This window comes from Chloroflexus sp., from assembly GCF_034431535.1.
Taxonomy (GTDB): domain Bacteria; phylum Chloroflexota; class Chloroflexia; order Chloroflexales; family Chloroflexaceae; genus Chloroflexus.
In genome coordinates this window covers 1-3,574 of the sequence record NZ_DAOUDC010000039.1, presented here as the reverse complement: position 1 = coordinate 3,574, position 3,574 = coordinate 1, and the positions used below count along the sequence as shown (strand labels likewise).

General features: G+C 63.6%; 2 protein-coding genes. Both read left to right on the top strand.

Annotation, left to right across the window (positions count from 1 at the left end):
- The first annotated feature begins 465 nt into the window (after positions 1-465).
- Positions 466-2,211: a CocE/NonD family hydrolase gene (locus U9R61_RS09775; RefSeq protein WP_322488625.1), complete on the top strand. Its 1,746-nt coding sequence runs from the start codon at positions 466-468 to the stop codon at positions 2,209-2,211.
- A gap of 112 nt (positions 2,212-2,323) precedes the next feature.
- The gene (locus U9R61_RS09770; RefSeq protein WP_322488624.1) at positions 2,324-3,493 is read left to right on the top strand and encodes an acyl-CoA dehydrogenase family protein; all 1,170 of its coding nucleotides are present in this window, start codon (positions 2,324-2,326) and stop codon (positions 3,491-3,493) included.
- The last annotated feature ends 81 nt before the right edge of the window (positions 3,494-3,574 follow it).

Sequence of the window (3,574 nt, the reverse complement as noted above, 5' to 3'; positions counted from 1 at the left end):
CCTTGGTCATTGCGAGGGCAGGGCGGCACCCCGCATGGGTGCCGTCCGCCCGAAGCAATCCCCCACGAGCACGGGATCGACCGCTTGCTGCAATCGCACCTTCCTCGCTAAAGCGGGAGATTGCTGCGGGGGCTGCGCCCCCTCGCTATGACAACGGCACGCACCGGTCATCGCGCGCGCGCAACGGCACCCCGCCCTCCCCCGTTATCATCGCGTGATGGAGTACGGAGTTCCACTGCCGCCACCCCTTGGTCATTGCGAGGGCAGGGCGGCACCCCGCATGGGTGCCGTCCGCCCGAAGCAATCCCCCACGAGCACGGGATCGACTCCTTTCCGCAGAGCACGTCATCCGTAGGGATACAGCACCACTGTATCCCTCCTGTCTTCCCTCATTGACATACCTCGTCATGGTATGGTATCATCGATGACGCAGCGTGTTATAAATTCATCAGAGCGGAGTGGCGCATGCGTTGGCTTGGGTGGTCTCTGGCTGGAGCCGGGGTGGCAGCGGCGACCGTATTTGCCGTTCGCCGGCCTCTGCTTGCCCGCTTGCTCCGCTTACGCCCCGCCGAGCACCGGGTGGCCGTCACCCGTGATATTCCCATCCGCATGCCCGATGGCGTCGTACTCTACGCCGATCGCTACGCGCCGCGCGATGGCGGCCCGCATCCAACCATCTTGATCCGCACGCCCTATGGTCGCCCCGCTGAATTGGGGCCGCTGGGTGTCTTTGAACACACCGGTTGCATGCTCTTTGCCGAACGTGGCTACAACGTGATTGTGCAGAGCGTGCGCGGGCGCTATCGCTCGGCAGGTGTGTTTGAGCCGTTCGTGAACGAAGCCGCCGATGGCCGGGCAACGGTGGCATGGATCGGCGACCAACCATGGTTCGATGGCAATCTCGGTCTTTGGGGGCCGAGCTATGTCGGCTATACCCAATGGGGGCCGGCAATTGATGGGCCACCCTACCTCAAAGCCATTGTGCCGATTGTGACCAGCGCCCGCTTTTCATCGCTCTTCTACCCCGGCGGCGCATTTGCGCTTGAATCGACCCTGCGCTGGGTCTTTCTGATCAATACGACCAACCGCCACCGGCAACCGCTTGATCTGGCGGCGCTCTGGCGGCTATTCGTCTTGCGCGAGCGAATAGTGGCCCGCGCCCTCCGCCATCAACCCTACACCGCCGCCGCCGAACTGGCTACCGGCGCACCGGTGCCGTTCTTCCAACAGTGGCTACGTGATCCCGATCCATGCGGACCGTATTGGTCGCAGGTTGATTACCACCGCTCGCTGCACCGGATCAACGCCGCCGTCCATCTCGTCGCTGGCTGGTACGACATCTTCCTTCCCGGTCAGTTGGCCGATTACGCCGCGCTGGTCGCCGCCGGCAAACGTCCGTATCTAACCGTCTTGCCGCGCGCCCACAACGATCTGGCGTTGGTCTTTGAGGGGCTGCGCGAAGGGTTGTGGTGGTTTGATGCCCATCTCAAGGGTCAGCGCGAGTTGCTGGCTCGCCGCCCGGTGCGTATCGCGCTCATGGGCAGCCACGAGTGGCACGAGATGGATTTCTGGCCGCCACCGGCCACCATGACGCGCTATTTCTTGCAGCCCGATCGCAGTCTTGGTCATCAACCGCCGCCCGCCGGCGCGCCACCGAGCCGCTTTCGCTACGATCCCGCCGATCCGACCCCGGCCATCGGCGGCGCAGTGCTCAGCGCTCAGGGTGGCCCGCGTGACCAACGCCCGCTCGAAGCGAGGTCCGATGTGCTGACCTTCACCACTCCGCCGCTGGCGGCTGATCTCGATGTGATCGGGCCAGTGCGACTGTGTGTCTATGTCTGTACCGACCATCCCTTCTTCGATCTGGTTGGCCGACTCTGCGATGTCTACCCCGACGGGCGTAGCGTCAACATCTGCGACGGCATCGTGCGCGTGCGGCCCGGCGTTGGCGAACTCCAACCCGATGGTGTCCGCCGGATCGAGATTGATCTCACCGCCACCGCCCAACGGTTTCGCGCCGGCCACCGCCTGCGCGTACAGATGGCCGGTGGCGGCAGCCCGCGCTGGGGGCCGCACCCCGGCGATGATTGCCCGTATGGGGAAGGGCGTGGCGGGCCGGTCATCGAGCACCGCATCTGTCACGACACCGAACATCCGTCGGCGATCATCGTGCCGGTGGCCGATCCCGCCCGCCCGCCGCCATCCCAGTAGAGGCGCATTGGTGTGCGCCTCCATATCCGTATCGAGACGCACACCAGTGCGTCACCGTCATCCATCGTAGAGACGCACGCCGTGCGTCTCCCAGCAAAGGAGCACACCTACAATGGAGTACGAGCACGGTCCAGAAATCAACATGTTACGCCAAACGGTACGCGAATTCGTCGACAAGGAGATCCGCCCGATTGCCCGCGCCATCGACGAAGAAGAGCGCGTGCCGTTCGAGACGCTGAAAAAGGCTGCTGACCTCGGCCTACTCGGCATACCCTTCCCCGAACGTTACGGTGGCCTCGAACTCGGCATCACCGGCTACTGCGTGCTGATGGAAGAACTGAACCGGGCCTGCGCCAGCCATGCCACCATCATCGGCGCTCATGCCCAGTTGGCGGCGATGAGCATCTACCTCGGCGGCACCGAGCAGCAAAAAGAGACCTACCTGCGCGCGCTGATCGAAGGCCGCATGTGGGGCGCATGGGCGCTCACCGAGCCAAACGCCGGCTCAGACGCTGCCCACATCCAGACCACTGCCGAGCGCCGCGGCGATGAGTGGATCATCAACGGCCAGAAGATGTGGATTACCAACGGCAGCTTCGCCGATGTGATCGTCGTTCACGCCGTGACCGACAAGAATCTCGGCGCGCGCGGCGGCATCACCGCCTTCATCGTCGAGAAGAATATGCCCGGCTTCCGCGTCGGCAAGATCGAAGAGAAGATGGGTTTGCGCGCCTCGCACACCGCCAGTCTCTACTTCGAGGATTGCCGCGTGCCTGCCGAGAATGTGTTGGGGCAGGTCGGTATGGGTTTCCCGCTAGCTATGCGCACCCTTGACATCGGTCGCTGCGGTCTAGGCGCCAGCAGCATCGGCTCGGCCAAGGAAGCGTTCGAGCTGAGCCGCAAGTATATGATTACCCGCCACCAGTTTGGTCGCCCGATCGCCGAGTTTCAAGCGCTCCAGTTTAAGCTGGCCGAGATGGCAATGAAGCTCTACACGATGGAACAGATCGTCTACGACTGCGCCCGCCGGGTTGACGCCGGCCAGCCAGCAACGCTCGAGAGCAGCATTGTCAAGCTCTACTGCACTGAAATGGCCAGCCAGATCATCGACGAGGCGATCCAGATTCACGGCGGCATGGGCTTCTCGCGCGAGCTGCCGCTTGAGCGCATGTATCGCGATGCCCGCGTCACCCGCATCTTCGAGGGCACCAACGAGATCCAAAAGCACGTGATCGCCAGCGAATTGTTGAAACAGGTCGGCTACAAAATCCGGCTGTATTAACGTAACGCAGTCTCGTAGAGCCGCACGGCCGTGCGGCTCCCCCAACCCGGTTGGATTACCCCTCGCGGGGCAGGGCGTCGC